This is a genomic window from Sessilibacter corallicola (assembly GCF_021290925.1).
GTDB lineage: Bacteria > Pseudomonadota > Gammaproteobacteria > Pseudomonadales > Cellvibrionaceae > Sessilibacter > Sessilibacter corallicola.
In genome coordinates this window covers 134,288-148,920 of record NZ_JAJSLX010000001.1, presented here as the reverse complement: position 1 = coordinate 148,920, position 14,633 = coordinate 134,288, and the positions used below count along the sequence as shown (strand labels likewise).

14 protein-coding genes are annotated in these 14,633 nt (G+C 41.8%); 7 read left to right on the top strand and 7 right to left on the bottom strand.

What is annotated here, in order from left to right; translation table 11 throughout:
* Window positions 1–202: 202 nt before the first annotated feature.
* From pqqA to moaC, 4 genes are all read right to left on the bottom strand, one after another.
* On the bottom strand, window positions 203–274 hold the full coding sequence (gene pqqA / locus LU361_RS00545) for a pyrroloquinoline quinone precursor peptide PqqA (protein WP_075173578.1): 72 nt from the start codon (window positions 272–274) through the stop codon (window positions 203–205).
* Window positions 275–889: 615 nt separating this feature from the next.
* Window positions 890–1,399, bottom strand: coding sequence for a molybdenum cofactor biosynthesis protein MoaE (locus LU361_RS00540; protein ID WP_233086361.1), 510 nt, complete (start codon window positions 1,397–1,399; stop codon window positions 890–892).
* Between the two features lie 26 nt (window positions 1,400–1,425).
* Entirely contained in the window at window positions 1,426–1,689 is a 264-nt protein-coding gene (moaD, locus tag LU361_RS00535) for a molybdopterin converting factor subunit 1 (protein WP_233086360.1), read from the bottom strand.
* Window positions 1,686–2,192, bottom strand: coding sequence for a cyclic pyranopterin monophosphate synthase MoaC (gene moaC / locus LU361_RS00530; protein ID WP_233086359.1), 507 nt, complete (start codon window positions 2,190–2,192; stop codon window positions 1,686–1,688). Before moaC ends, moaD begins: the two co-directional genes overlap by 4 nt.
* Before the next feature lie 435 nt (window positions 2,193–2,627).
* Here moaC and LU361_RS00525 point away from each other — a divergent pair, with 435 nt between their 5' ends.
* Window positions 2,628–3,023, top strand: coding sequence for a hypothetical protein (locus LU361_RS00525; RefSeq protein ID WP_233086358.1), 396 nt, complete (start codon window positions 2,628–2,630; stop codon window positions 3,021–3,023).
* 1,062 nt (window positions 3,024–4,085) lie between these two features.
* On the opposite strand, the gene LU361_RS00520 is transcribed toward LU361_RS00525, so the two are convergent.
* Both LU361_RS00520 and LU361_RS00515 read right to left on the bottom strand, forming a co-directional pair.
* Window positions 4,086–5,486, bottom strand: coding sequence for a leucyl aminopeptidase family protein (locus LU361_RS00520; RefSeq protein WP_233086357.1), 1,401 nt, complete (start codon window positions 5,484–5,486; stop codon window positions 4,086–4,088).
* Window positions 5,487–5,783: 297 nt separating this feature from the next.
* The gene (locus LU361_RS00515) at window positions 5,784–6,602 is read right to left on the bottom strand and encodes a pyruvate, water dikinase regulatory protein (RefSeq protein WP_233086356.1); all 819 of its coding nucleotides are present in this window, start codon (window positions 6,600–6,602) and stop codon (window positions 5,784–5,786) included.
* 99 nt (window positions 6,603–6,701) lie between these two features.
* On the opposite strand from LU361_RS00515, the gene ppsA reads away from it, so the two are divergent.
* The 5 genes from ppsA (at window position 6,702) to LU361_RS00490 (ending at window position 11,023) form a co-directional block, all read left to right on the top strand.
* On the top strand, window positions 6,702–9,071 hold the full coding sequence (gene ppsA, locus LU361_RS00510) for a phosphoenolpyruvate synthase (protein ID WP_233086355.1): 2,370 nt from the start codon (window positions 6,702–6,704) through the stop codon (window positions 9,069–9,071).
* A gap of 99 nt (window positions 9,072–9,170) precedes the next feature.
* Entirely contained in the window at window positions 9,171–9,404 is a 234-nt protein-coding gene (locus LU361_RS00505; protein WP_233086354.1) for a hypothetical protein, read from the top strand.
* Window positions 9,405–9,515: 111 nt separating this feature from the next.
* Window positions 9,516–9,662 carry a hypothetical protein gene (locus LU361_RS00500; protein WP_233086353.1) on the top strand — a complete coding sequence of 49 codons (147 nt, stop codon included), beginning with the start codon at window positions 9,516–9,518 and terminating at the stop codon, window positions 9,660–9,662.
* Between the two features lie 53 nt (window positions 9,663–9,715).
* On the top strand, window positions 9,716–10,147 hold the full coding sequence (locus LU361_RS00495) for a YqaA family protein (RefSeq protein WP_233086352.1): 432 nt from the start codon (window positions 9,716–9,718) through the stop codon (window positions 10,145–10,147).
* A 51-nt stretch (window positions 10,148–10,198) separates the two neighbouring features.
* Window positions 10,199–11,023, top strand: coding sequence for a nucleotidyltransferase domain-containing protein (locus LU361_RS00490; RefSeq protein WP_233086351.1), 825 nt, complete (start codon window positions 10,199–10,201; stop codon window positions 11,021–11,023).
* A gap of 39 nt (window positions 11,024–11,062) precedes the next feature.
* On the opposite strand, the gene katG is transcribed toward LU361_RS00490, so the two are convergent.
* Window positions 11,063–13,330: a catalase/peroxidase HPI gene (katG, locus tag LU361_RS00485; protein WP_434064648.1), complete on the bottom strand. Its 2,268-nt coding sequence runs from the start codon at window positions 13,328–13,330 to the stop codon at window positions 11,063–11,065.
* A gap of 397 nt (window positions 13,331–13,727) precedes the next feature.
* On the opposite strand from katG, the gene LU361_RS00480 reads away from it, so the two are divergent.
* Window positions 13,728–14,621, top strand: coding sequence for a hydrogen peroxide-inducible genes activator (locus LU361_RS00480; RefSeq protein WP_233086350.1), 894 nt, complete (start codon window positions 13,728–13,730; stop codon window positions 14,619–14,621).
* Window positions 14,622–14,633: the final 12 nt, after the last annotated feature.

Genomic DNA, 14,633 nt, shown 5'->3' with positions numbered 1-14,633 from the left:
AGAGACTGGAATCTTAAATTACCCACCAAATTTGAAATTTCTGGAGTCGTGCCTCCTGGTGAGCGATAGCTAATGGTTCACGTAAGAATTAGAGTTTGATTATTAGTATAATCGATGGATAATTTGAGTAAGCGTTACTAAAGAAATTTGTGAAGCAGCGGCAACACTACAGGAGATGCCACTGCAACGTCACAATAGGCAATTAGCGGTTTGCGAAGTACATAGTTACTTCGAAGCCAATGCGCATATCTTGGTAAGCAGGTTTAGTCCACATAATATCCACCTTTAATTTTTTGTTATTAATAATAAGTCCGGAGACGTTTCCATCATAGGAAAGTGATTATGTTAACAACATGATACTTTAGGATGAAAATTTTAGAATTTGTCTCCGAAATTAGAACTAGTATAACGGAAGTTAATCCGCCAATGCGACTGTCGTATATACCTAAAAATACTGGGTAATTAAGCGGGTTTTAATAAAATTTTATGAATGGCTTTGATGGAATTAATTAAGATTCTTAAATGCCGGTTTAAAAATCCGTATTTATTAAGATAATTTAATGTTACCGAAATGTGTCAATGTTTCAAAACGTGTCACATGTTGACCATTTTAAATTGGTTTCCAATTAATGCATAAAATTTTTGATAATTGTTGATAAAAGATTTTATAAAGTTGCTTATTAAACGTCGCTTATTATTTGATATTTAAATGGGTTTATAAAATTAGGAAAATTAAAATAAGTAACACAACGAATATTAATGCGTAAAATACCGTTGTGTGAAAAAGGGTGTTGTTGTGTAAATGTTAAAAAGAGTGCCGTGTGAACAAGAATATTGTGTAGAAAAAGAATGTGGTTTCGATTAACTACTACTTTAATGCCCGCTTTATTTAATTTTTATTTTCCCAGCGTTGCTTGGCTTGTGAATCACTGTCTTTTGCTTCTACCCAAAAGCTGCCGTCGTCGGTTAATTCTTTTTTCCAAAAAGGGGCGTCATTTTTTAAATAATCCATAATAAATTCACACGCCAGAAAAGCTTCTTTTCGATGTTTGCTTGCGGTGCCTACAAAGACAATTTGTTCGTCACTGGCAATTTTACCAACTCGGTGCACGATAATAATTTTATCGATTGGCCAGCGTTGCTGCGCTTGCTTACCAATGGCGATTAAACTGTTTTCGGTCATGCCTGGGTAATGCTCTAAAAAAATTCCCGAGACATCGCCGACACTGGAAAGATCACGAACTAAACCGGTAAACGTGACTACAGCGCCAGGTGTGGGTTTTAGCGCTGCTAAATTTTGATAGAGGCTTGCGTGATCAAAATTGTCCACCTGTACCGAAACATCAATACTCGAATTAACCTCTTGAGAAGGTTTTTGTGTGTTGGTTGTTTTTTCCACAATAAGGCTCGTTTAAAATTTTTTGGTTATCCGCCGGTTACGGGTGGGAAAAAAGCAATTTCGTCGCCGTCAGACAGATTATGGTTATTTTGAACAATTTCTTGATTTACCGCGGTAAAAAACTTGCGCTTATTAAAAATATCTTGCCATTGTGGGTTTAGCTTGAATAAATGATCTAACAATTCATAAACAGTTATAGTTTTCTTGTTATTGATGTCTTTTATTTCTAAGTTTAACTCTGGGCAATTTAATTCATCGCGTAAACGAGCAAAAAAAATGATTTTTATCATGATAAATCTTGGCTCTGTGAATCTGTTTGAGAATTATACCAGCTTCCGGATTTTCCACCGTGTTTTTCCAGCAATTTCACTTCTGAAATAGTAATTCCTTTATCAACAGCTTTGCACATATCGTAAATGGTTAATGCCGATACGCTGGCTGCCGTTAGCGCCTCCATTTCTACACCGGTTTGTCCGGTTAGTTTACACGTAGCTTTTACTTCAATTTGTGAGTTTTGTTGAAGTATTTTTAATTCTATTTGTGTTGAGGCAAGCATTATCGGATGACATAACGGGATTAAATCTGATGTTTTCTTTGCTGCTTGAATGCCAGCAATTCTCGCCACTGCTAATACGTCACCTTTTTTATGATTATTTTCTTGGATCAGTGTTATAACTTCTGGTGTTGTTGTCACTATGGCTTTTGCAATTGCGACGCGCTGGGTGTCGGATTTTGCACTGACATCCACCATGTGCGCTTCCCCTTGATTATTGACATGGGTCATATCAGTCATAACTAACCTCTAAAATAGCTGAAAAATTTAATCACTTATTACAATTATTTGTCGCAAACGCTGGCAATTTAATCATTTAGCGATATATTTTTATAAAATACTTAGATTTTATCGTAAAGATAGTACTAAATCGTGTTGAGCCTCTTTATTCTTGATTTAGTTTAGTTATAATAAGTCACAGTGCGCTTGAATACTATATCGCCATATTTCTAATCATAAATCTTGGGCGGGCTTTCAACACGGCGCTATCCTCTTTTATTAGGTTTTACGGGTGTCTATTTGCCGGCATAGTTTGGCAATAGGGCAGTGTGTTTTCTGTTATGTTTTCTTAGCATTTCATCTGCCTACTGTGAAACTACGTAAAATATTCACTTTTGTGTGCGAACTATTTTTTGTGCAGTGCACAAGTTATTGTAAACATTTGAAGAGAATTCGATGCTAAAACATATTGCAGTACGCTTGCGTAAATTTCATCATGGTCAATTGGCTTTTGATTTAAATAAGTCGACGGTTGTGAATGCTGCGATCGAAAAACGCGACCCAGCTTTAAAAAATCTGATTGAAGGACTAATCAATCGTGGAATGGAATACACAGTTGATGGGTGCGAACTCTACTGGTTCCAAATTGAAGATGACCATCCAATCAGTCACTACCAACCTTTAAATGAAGTCGAGGTTATATTTGAGAGCGACTGGTTTGAAAAGAAAAAAGACAGTTTTCGTCACATGAGCGGTGCACGTTATTTTGATGCCAGTGCGGGCCTTGCAGATGAATTCGAAATTAAAGATCAAGCTCGTAAAATTGCTTATCACCTAGATTCAGCGGCGTAATGTCGTTGAATCAAACCGTAACGCTAGGCTAATCCTACAGCCTTCAAGTAACTCGGTTTTGTGATTTTACAGTGATATAAATGGCGGCTATTTATATCAGTACATGACGTACAAATATTCTAGATGTACTGATAGGCTTGCCTAAGCTTGTCGTCAGATTTCTCTTCTAATTTTTCTCAGCGCTTGATCTTCCAGGCGTCACGTCACTATTGTCTCTAATTGATAAGCCTTTCAATGATTGGTTAATCGTTATTTTCTAATTTTAATCCCTTCTATATTATTTTACTCTCAATATCGATTTAACACCTTTTTGTTCTAACATTTACCTTGTATGTTGATTAAAACTGTCTAAGTAATATTCATTTTGCAAGTCTGTTGTATGTTTGATCCTGTAATAAAATCACTAATCAATTGTGCCGGTAAGGAATAAAAATTAATTTTTAGTCAATTTAATGGTTAAAAAAATTGCCTGTTATCTCAGTTAATTTCTATAACACTTAAAATAAGCTGCAAAAAAATTCAATTAGAGATTTAATCGCGGTTTTGTCTTGGCGGTTTGTTGGTCAATTGTCACCTGTGACATCATAACGCGATGGTATAACGTTAAATATTGGCTGAGCTACCCGAAACACATCAAATTATTAATTGTTTAGTTTATTCGATTCACACTATTTATTTAAAAACAACGTGCAGAAATGACTGAATCTCTGTTTGAAGTGTTGTCGATGTTAGATGTTGTTCACAAAAATAAAATTCTACTCGTCTTAAAATTTTTTTGCAGTCTTTAAAAATAAACACGTTGGATGATCTGATTCAGATAAAATAGAGGGTAATTTAAGAAGAATTTATCGATATTTAACGAGTGAAATATTACGGGTAAGATTTTGTAATTGATCAGAAGTTGTTATGCGTAGTATTCATAGAATAAGAATATTACGTTTAGAGAGGTTTAATTTAATAATAGAAATGGGCTTAAATCTATTTGTGTTATTGAATCTATTTATACCGTTGAACTTATTTACGGATATAAATAAGTTCAACGCTGTGATAAAAAAATTATAACTATGTGTCGTATCTGCGAACCAAGTAGTTTAACACGGCCCTAATTCCCATCGCTTCTCCACCCACAGGTCGTCCCGGAAGTTTCCGATTGTTCCACGCCATTACATCAAAATGCACCCAATCGGTGTCTTCGTCGACAAACTCTTGTAGGAATAATGCCGCAGTGATGGCTCCACCAAAGGGCGTCGGCGCGCAGTTGAGAATATCGGCTACGTCGCTTTTTATCGTGCTTCGATACGCCTTATGTAACGGAAGCTGCCAAACGGGGTCATCAATTTCTTCACCAGCTTGACGAATTCCATCGGCAACCTCAGATGAAGTACTGAACATTGCAGGCAGTTCTGTTCCCAGTGCTACACGAGCTGCACCGGTTAAGGTGGCGAAATCAATGATGAGATCGGGTTTGTCGTTGTTTGCTTCTGCCAGCGCGTCACACAGCACAAGACGGCCTTCTGCGTCGGTGTTGTCGACCTCAACGGTCATGCCTTTGCGGGTTTTGATCACATCGCCCGGTCTGAAAGCGTTGCCGGAAACCGCATTTTCAACCGCCGGAATCATAACTCGTAGGTGAATTGGCAACTCGAATGCCATGATCATGTTGGCTAAACCGAGAACTTGCGCTGCGCCACCCATGTCTTTTTTCATCAGTCGCATGGCTGAGGACGGTTTTAGATCAAGGCCGCCACTGTCAAAACACACGCCTTTGCCAATGATAATTATTTTCGGGTTGTTGATGTCTCCCCAGTACAAATCGATCAATTGCGGGGCGTGAACACTGGCCTGTCCAACGGTGTATATGGTGGGGTAATTCTCTTTCAACAGCTCCTCGCCACAAACCTGACGGCACGCGCCGCCGTAAACGGTAGCGAGTCCATTGGCAACGGCAGCTAGATTTTCCGGCATCATGCTATCAGCGGGTGTGTTGATCAAATCGCGAGTTAAAAATATCGATTGAGTCAGTTTTTTAACTCGCTCGTAAACTGCGTTGTCGCTGATATTAAGGTGTATATTTTTAGAGTCTTTGCGTTTCGACTTAAATTGCGTGAACTGGTAACCGCCGATTAAATACCCAAATGCAACCTTGGTTTCTATTTCATCTTCAGCTGAGTGTTCAGATGCCTGAAGTTTGAATTCGCCTTCAGGTAATACGTTATAGAGTTCGCCGCAGCAAAAATAATCGGAAGTGTCGGTGGTAAAGATGGCTTGAGAAAGCTCTAAATTTTCTCCGGGAATTAATGATAATCCTTCGCCTTCATAACCACTGGTTGTTAACCAATTTTGAATATTTTCATTCTGATTTTTTTTCCAGCTTTCAAATTGGCTTTTCTGAATAATGATCAGTGGCGTTCCTGATTCACTGATTCCGATAGACGGCAGGGGAGTATTGATATGTTTAGTCATTTGTTTTCCTAAACGGGTCGCGTTTTCTTTTTATTAAAGTGTACTGTTTTTGAGATTCGTTAGGTGTAGCACGTGTGTTAATTAACCAAGATAAATGTGTCAATGCATCTGCGTGTCGTCGCTTTTACAATGCGCCGATTAATCCATTCATGAAGTAACAAAAAAACAGAAATTGGAAAGGCGGCTTCCAATCTCCTGACAATTTCAATAACGATAAGCGATTGAATCAAATTGCGCATCCATGTGGCGTAGGGAATTCCGTATTATTTCGAGTTTCTTGGTCTTTAAATCAATCGGTTAAACTCTGCGTTGCAGATTTTTGGTCATGATGATGCGGGTTGCAATTTCTTCGACTGAAATCGCCGTGGTATCTACCCAGGGAATACCCAATTTGCGATACATAAAGAGCGCTTCTTTCACTTCCCACTCGCATTGTTTCATTGAGGCGTAGCGAGAATCGGCGCGTCGTTGTTCGCGAATGCTGGCAAGTCTTGGGGGATCAATGCTCAAACCAAACAGTTTTCCCTTGAATTCACGCAGTGATTTTGGCAGCTCGCCTTTTTCCAAATCTTCTTCTGTTAACGGATAGTTAGCCGCGAAGATACCGTGTTGCATAGCGATGTACAAACACGTCGGTGTTTTTGCGCTTCGTGAAACACCAATAAGAATAACGTCTGCCCCTGGATAGTACTTTGTTTTGGCGCCGTCGTCGTTTTCTAACGCAAAATTAACGGCGTCCATTCTTATCAGCGCTCGCTCGTCAGTTGGGTTATCATGGCTCTGGCCCACTTGATACGACGATACGGCACCTAACTCTTTTTCTAGAGCCGGTAAAAAAGTACCGATAATGTCCATTAAAAATCCGTTCGATGCAGCAATGCGATCGCGGATTTCTGGATTCATAATGGTATCGAATATCAGGGGTTTTTCACCAGATTTGATAGCGGCTTCGTTGATTTGGCGCACAGCTTCATCGGCCTTGGCGACACTGTCGGTGTAGGGTAAATGGATTTTATGAAATTTAGTTTCTTTAAATAATGGCAATAGTGCGTTGCCTAAAGTTTGGGATGTAATGCCTGTGCTATCTGAAATGTAAAAGGCGTAACGGGTGCTCATGATGGATTAATTCTCTTGCTTATGTCTTAAAAAGTTCGTTAATAGCAATTTAATTGTTATCATTACCACTTATAGGTTAAAAATACACGAGGAGATAACGTGATCGATCAGATTATTCCCTTCGAAAAGTTGGGTATGAACGATGTTGAAAAAGTCGGAGGCAAAAATGCCTCACTCGGTGAGATGATTAGTAATCTCACGGATTTAGGCGTTTCAGTTCCTACCGGCTTTGCGACCACTGCTGCGGCTTTCCGCACGTTCTTAAGCCAAAGCGGTATCGATGATCGCATTCACAAGGTTCTGGATGAACTCGATATTGAAGATGTTAACGCCTTGGCAGCTGCTGGCAAGCAAATCCGTCAGTGGGTTGTCGAAACTCCGTTTACACCTGAGCTAGAGCAAGCCATTCGCGATGGCTACACCGAACTTTGCGGTGATCTAGAGAATGTTGCAGTCGCTGTTCGCTCTTCAGCAACAGCAGAAGACCTTCCCGATGCTTCATTTGCTGGCCAGCAAGAAACTTTCTTAAATATTCGAGGCGTCGACAACGTTTTACACTCTGTTAAAGAAGTGTTTGCGTCATTGTTTAATGATCGCGCGATTTCTTATCGTGTCCACCAAGGTTTTGATCACAAAGAAGTGGCTCTATCGGCAGGTATCCAGCGTATGTGTCGCAGTGAAACTGGCGCTTCTGGCGTTATGTTTACCCTCGATACCGAATCTGGCCACCGCGATATGGTATTCATTACCTCATCTTACGGTTTGGGTGAAATGGTGGTTCAAGGTGCAGTGAACCCAGATGAGTTTTACGTTCACAAGCCAACCCTAGAAAAAGGTTTCCGCAGTGTTATTCGCCGCAACCTAGGTTCGAAAGCCGCAAAAATGATTTACGGCGAAAAAGCCGAAGCCGGTAAATCTGTAGAAGTGATTCCGGTTCCGGAAGAACTTCGCAAAGAATTCTCCATTAATGACGACGATATTCTAGAGCTTGCTAAACAAGCCATGATTATTGAAAAGCATTATGGCCGCCCGATGGACATCGAGTGGGGCAAAGACGGCGACGACCAAAAGATCTACATCTTACAAGCGCGCCCTGAAACCGTTCGCAGCCAAATGTCTACCCAAGTTATGGAGCGCTACCGCATCAAAGAAACCAGCACCTTGTTGGCTTCTGGTCGCGCCATTGGCGATAAAATAGGCGCAGGTAAAGTACACGTTGTTGCAAGCCTTGATGAAATGGATCAAGTCAAAGACGGCGACGTATTGGTTACTGACATGACCGACCCGGATTGGGAACCAGTCATGAAGCGTTGTGCAGCTATTGTTACTAACCGTGGTGGTCGTACCTGTCACGCGGCGATTATTGCCCGTGAACTTGGCATTCCTGCGGTTGTTGGTTGTGAAGACGCCACCGAGCGTTTGGCCACCGCCACCGACGTTACCGTAAGCTGTGCCGAAGGTGACACCGGCAACATTTGGGAAGGTTTGTTGGAATTTGATGTGATCAAATCTGACACCACCGAAATGCCACCGTTAGAAATGGACGTCATGATGAACGTCGCTAACCCAGATCGCGCCATGAGCTTCGCCATGTTGCCGAACAAAGGCGTTGGCCTCGCTCGTTTAGAGTTCATCATTAACCGCCAAATCGGTATTCACCCGAAAGCCTTGTTGAACTTTGATCAACAAGACGACGATTTGAAAGCAACCATCACTGACATGACCTCCGGTTATGCGTCTCCGGTTGACTTCTACGTTGAGAAAATCGTTGAAGGTGTTGCCACCATCGCCGGTTCTTTCTACCCGAACAAAGTTATTGTGCGTATGTCTGACTTTAAGTCGAACGAATACGCAAACTTGGTCGGCGGCAGCCAGTACGAGCCGGAAGAAGAAAACCCAATGATCGGTTTCCGCGGCGCTTCTCGCTACATCGCTGAAAGCTTCCGCGATTGTTTCGAGCTTGAATGTCGCGCAATGAAGAAAGTTCGCAACGAGCTTGGCCTAGAAAACGTATGGTTAATGATTCCATTCGTTCGCACCTTAAGCGAAGCCCAAGCAGTTGAGAAAATCCTTGCGGACAACGGTTTGGTTCGTGGTCAAGACGGTCTGAAATTGATCATGATGTGTGAATTGCCATCCAATGCCTTGTTGGCCGAAGAATTCCTAGAATACTTCGACGGTTTCTCCATTGGTTCTAACGACATGACTCAGTTAACCCTTGGTCTTGATCGTGACTCTGGTTTGATCGCACACTTGTTCGATGAGCGTAACGAAGCCGTTAAGAAAATGCTGAAAATGGCCATCGACGCTTGTCGCGCACAAGGCAAGTACGTGGGTATTTGTGGTCAAGGACCATCGGATCACCCAGATCTTGCGAAATGGTTGATGGAGCAGCAAATTACGTCTGTTTCTCTAACACCAGATACCGTACAAGAAACCTGGATGTTCCTTGCTGAAAACAGCAAATAAGCATTGCGTTTCTGTTCTAAAAAACCCGCCTAGTGCGGGTTTTTTATTGCGCTTAAATTCTATAAATTAACGATAAATGGATTTAGTGTGAGCTTTCTCATGAAAATTAAATTAAGTGCTGCTGTTCTCATAATCTTTTCACTGGCTGCTTGTACAAGCATTGTTAAAGTCGATCAAAAAACAGACAGTAATGTTCTAAAACAAGACACTGAGACAGCCAGAAATTTGCTCTTAGGGCAGTGGTGTGGCGAGCGATTTGATGATGACGGGAACCATCTTCGATGGCTAGTCAATCGCTTTGAAGATGGGTTTTATGAGATTAAATTTATTTAAACTCGCGATCTTGGGCAACAGACTGTGTGGGAAGAATATGGATTGTGGGGTGTTCGACTGCCCGTTTATTTTACAGCGGCCAGGGCAAGAAAAAAATCAAACGGAAAAATTGTGGAATTTGATACAACCCAAGCATCTTTATACGATGCCTATGAAATAGAGTCTTTATCCGAAGACAAGTTCGTCTATAAGAGTTTTAAATCTGGAACTTCATACACGCTTTATCGGCAGTGTGTGATAGATCAAACTGATTCTTAAAGCATTTGATGTATTCCGATCTATAAATACCCGATGTGTTAATGGGCTGAGTTTTGATTGATCTTGTTGAATATTCTTATTTTGGGCTTTTTTGCGCTGCCTTTCTTGCCGCCACGATACTACCGTTTAGCTCCGAGGTACTCCTATCGGCTTTAATGCTTCAAGGATTGAATGAGAACTTACTGCTTGCCAGCGCCACGGCGGGCAATGTACTGGGTTCTTGTACCAATTATGCGTTGGGAATTTGGGGTGGGGTTTACGCCATCAAAAAATTCCTAAAAGTCTCTGATGATACGCTCAATAAAGCCGAGGCTAGATTTCAAAATTGGGGTTACGTCTCACTGCTGTTTGCCTGGGTTCCCGTGATTGGTGATCCACTCACTGTAATTGCAGGGCTTCTACGAGTTAACTTCTTTATCTTTTTAGTATTGGTGGGGATCGGAAAATTTGCCCGTTATTGGGCTGTTATGTATTTGGTCAGTTAACACAATTCTTTTTATTTTATTTATTTCTCACAACAAGGACGATAAATACCTATGAGAGATGAAATTATTCGGCAGTTGGCTGCCATAGAGTCTGAACACAATGTAAAAATTCTGCACGCGTGTGAATCCGGCAGCCGTGCCTGGGGATTTCCCTCTGCAGACAGCGATTATGATGCGCGTTTTATTTATGTTCGCCCGAAAGAATGGTATCTGCGCGTTGATCTTGAAGCCTGTCGAGATGTCATCGAATTACCCATTAATGATTTATTAGACATCAATGGCTGGGATTTAAAGAAAGCATTATTACTGCTTAAAAAATCGAACCCGTCGTTAATTGAATGGTTAAATTCCCCCATTGTTTATCAATCCGATGAACTGTTTTTAGCTCAAATAAACAAATTGTCTAAACAACTGTTTAATCCGTTGGCTCTGTTTCACCACTATCGCAGTATGGCTAATGGCAATTTTAGAGAACATTTAAAAGGCGAACAGGTTCGTGTTAAAAAATACTTTTATGTATTGCGTCCCATTTTGTCTATGCGTTGGATTTTAACTCATAAAACCAGTGCACCTATTGTGTTCCAGGAATTGGTTGAAAACATCATTACGGATCAATCGCTTAAAACAGTTATTTACCGATTAATCGAAGAGAAAAAAGCCGGATTTGAATCCGATTATCGAGAGAAAATACCGGAAATCAGTCAGTATATTGAAGAACAGTTAGCAGAGCTTAACGCCTTGGCAGAAGACAATAAGCGTTTGCATAACGAGTTGTTGGGGGAGGAAGAAAAAAGTGCCGAAAAAAGTACTGAATTAGGATTCTCTGAATTAAATGACTTTTTTCTTGCTGTGTTAAATCAAGAATTAACACCTTAAAGCGCCTAGCGGTGGCACAACCACCGCTAGGCCCTATGATTATTTCAAATCGAATCGATCCGATTGCATAACTTTAACCCAAGCCTTAACAAAATCATTCACAAAGCGCTCTTGAGCGTTGTTATAAGCGTAGGTTTCAGCCACCGCGCGTAATTCCGAAGACGAACCAAAAATCAGATCAACCGGCGTTGCCGTGTATTTCATGACGCCTGTTTTACGATCTACGCCTTTGTATACATCACCAGCTTTGTGCCATCGGGTCGACATATCCAAAAGATTCACGAAAAAGTCGTTGGTTAAACGTCCGGGGTTGTCGGTTAACACACCGTGAGCGCTGCCATCGGCGTTGGTGTTGAGAACCCGCATGCCACCCAGTAATACCGTCATTTCTGGTACAGTAAGCGCCAATTGATCGGCTTTATCAATTAAGGCATCCGTTGGGGATTTATAGTGACCTTTTTCGTAGTAGTTTCTAAATCCGTCGGCTTGGGGTTTTAACAAGTTAAATGAGTTAACGTCGGTTTGCTCTTGCTTTGCATCGCCTCGCCCGGGAACAAAGGGCACACTCACTTCAACTCCCGCTTCTTTAGCAGCTTTTTCAATGGCCGCTGCACCTGCTAAAACAATGGTGTCTGCCAAAGAAATTTTGCTGGAGCGAAATACCGAATTATTAAACCCGCGCTGAATCGCTTTTAGTTGCGTAATGACTTTTTTAGTTTCAGCAGGACTGTTTACCGGCCAATCTTTTTGGGGGGCCAAAGCAATTCGGGCACCGTTGGCGCCACCGCGCATGTCTGAATCTCGATACGACGCTGCCGACGCCCAAGCAACTTTTACCAATTCAGAAACATTCAAATCCGAATCCATAATTTTTTGTTTTAAATTGGCAATGTCTTTTTTGCTAATTAGCTCGTAATTTGGTTTAGGGATGGGGTCCTGCCAAATTAACGACTCCGTTGGAAAGTCGTTACCCAAGTAATTATCTCGCGGCCCCATATCCCGGTGCGTAAGCTTAAACCACGCTTTCGCAAACGCGAGACGATATTCTTCGGGATCCGCCAAAAATCGCTCGGCAATTTTTCGGTACTCAGGATCAAATTTAAGGGCCAAATCTGCCGTGTTCATAACTGGCGGATTAAATTTGCCTTCTATGTGCGCATCTGGAACAACGGAATGCAAAGACTCATCGGTTGGCACCCAAATAATGGCACCAGCCGGACTGCGAGCTTGTTTCCATTCAAAATTCAGTAAATTTTGTAAATAAAGCGATGTCCATTGCGTGGGTGCTTGTGTCCATGCGCCTTCTAAACCACTGGTGACGGTATCTTCTGAGTGGCCTTTGCCGCATTGGTTTTTCCACCCGAGCCCTTGTTCTTCAATTCCGGCTGCACCGGGTTCGGCGCCTAGGCATTGCTTGGCTTTATGAGCGCCATGCATTTTGCCAAATGTGTGACCTCCGGCAATTAACGCAAGGGTTTCTTCGTCATTCATTGCCATGCGCGCAAAAGCTTCGCGTACATTTTTCGCCGACGCCAGCGGGTCTGGAACACCTCCAGGGCCTTCGGGGTTCACGTAAATCAAACCCATGTGAACCGCCGCCAATGGTTTTTTTAATGTACCGTTACTGTCGCGACGATCACTGGCAAGCATAGCGACTTCCGGCCCCCAATAGACGGTATCGGGTTCCCAATCGTCAGCGCGCCCGGCGGCAAATCCGTAGGTTTTAAAACCCATATTTTCAAGGGCAACGTTACCGGCCAAAACAATTAAATCTCCCCACGATATAGACTCGCCGTATTTTTGTTTCACCGGCCACAACAAGCGCCGAGCTTTGTCTAAATTTCCGTTATCGGGCCAGCTGTTTAATGGATCGAATCGTTGCTGGCCACCACCGGCGCCACCTCGGCCATCCAGTGTTCGATAGGTGCCCGCTGCGTGCCAGGTCATGCGAATAAATAAAGGGCCATAATTACCCCAATCGGCGGGCCACCAATCTTGAGAATCGGTAAGAACCGAGTCGATGTCTTTTTTGAGCGCATCCATATCCAAATTTGCGAACGCTTTTTTATAATCAAAATTATCGCCGAATGGGTTCGAACGTAAGTCGTGATCTCGCAAACTGGAGAGATTAATTTGATCCGGCCACCAAAAAGAATTCGGTTTTGCTTGACCGTGTGCCACTTTGCCAACGCCAATGGCGCCTTGGGGTTTACTGATGGTTCCCTCATTTGCCGAAGCCTGGCCGTATAAAGCCAATGCCACAACACTTGCCATTGCAGACCATGTTATTGATTTTTTAATACGCATTTTTGCCACCTAGAATTGATCTTGTTATGGTTGTGATCTCATTAGGCTAATGAATATTTTTACCGACACCATTTAATTAATTTGAATTTAATCTTTTTAATTTTTAATTATTCAAAATCGAAATTTGTGCAGGTATTGAATGAATTAAATGGGTTATTTGCATAAAATTATCGTTCAAAAAATCTAGTTTTTTTGTCGTGATTTTTGTATTGCATTTAATTAATTGTTTAATAGGTGCGGTTTATATCTTCCGTTACAGCCTTATTTTAGGCGCTGTGGCGATATTTTTGGTTGTCCGTGTGCTTGTGACAACAGATTTTGATTAAGATAAACTGCACGAAAATCCAGTTTGCCTTAATTACATTAAATCCCGTTAATTTTAACAATAAGAATAAAAATGATCTCAATAAAACAAATTAATTATTCCTTGGCTGTGGCCAAATTTCTGCACTTTAAAAAAGCCGCAGAAATTTGTCATGTTTCTCAGTCAGCAATGAGCATTGCCATTCATGAGATGGAAAAACAATTGGGGTTTCAGGTATTCGAAAGAAACAGCAAACAAGTGCTGCTTACCGATCGGGGCCAACACTTTATCGACAAAGCGCAAGCCATAAAGCTTGATCTTGAAGAGTTGTATCAACTGGGTCAGCTCTATAAGCCGGAATTGTCCGCGCCCATGAAAGTCGGTGTTATACCCACAGTGAGCCCGTACCTATTACCGAAAGTGTTACCCGCGGTTCGGCGTCAATACCCCAACTTTAAATTGCATATCGTCGAAGAGCAGTCGCACGTAATTGTCGATATGGTGAAAATGGGCAAGCTCGATACCGCCATATTGGCGTTGCCGTTTCCGATCGATGGCTTAATTTCGTTTGAGTTTTGGCAAGAAGATTTCTTTTGGATTAGCCATCAAGATGAATCGCCACATGGCGTTAATGAAATCACCAGTAACGAGCTTGAGCTTGATAAACTAATGCTGCTGAAAGATGGCCACTGTCTTAAAGATCACGCCTTGGCGGCGTGTCAGTTAAAGCACGTTGAAGACGAACAAGAATTTTCGGCCACCAGTTTAAACACCTTAACCCAAATGGTTGCCTGTAAAATTGGCAGTACTTTGGTGCCCGAAATGGCATTGGAACAACTGGTAAAAAACAATGCTGAAATTAAAGCCATACACCTTAACGAACCCGGCCCTCATCGAACCATCACAATGGTTGCTCGGCCCAATTACGTTAGAGTCAGAGACATTGAAAAATTAAAAGAACTGTTTCGCAATGCGCTTATATCTTAAAAACCCATGTCT